The 259-nt window shown below is 69.1% G+C and carries 1 protein-coding gene; it reads left to right on the top strand.

Annotated elements, in window-relative coordinates:
- Positions 1–259, top strand: a 259-nt coding sequence (locus SB719_RS21035; protein ID WP_412159868.1) for a hypothetical protein, incomplete at both ends; no start/stop codon positions are given.

The raw sequence follows: 259 nt of genomic DNA, 5'->3' as shown, positions 1-259 counted from the left end.
CCGCCGGAAGACAACCGCGCGCTGGGCGCCTGCACTGCGTTCGAAGGCGATGTGCTGATCGTCGAATCCGAACACGACGACCGCGTGCCACACGCGAACATCGTCAGCTACATCGGCGCGTTCCGTCGCGCGCGGTCGATGACCTACCGCGTCATCCAGGGCGCCGACCACGCGCTGACCGACGTCGCCGCGCGACGCGCCTACAGCACGTTGCTGACCCACTGGACCTCGGAGATGGTGCTCGGCGCACGCCGTCGCG

The organism is Pantoea sp. SIMBA_079 (assembly GCF_046940275.1).
Classification (GTDB): domain Bacteria; phylum Pseudomonadota; class Gammaproteobacteria; order Enterobacterales; family Enterobacteriaceae; genus Pantoea; species Pantoea borealis.
The sequence above is the reverse complement of the archived record's forward strand: the minus strand, read 5'-3'. Positions and strand labels throughout refer to the sequence as shown.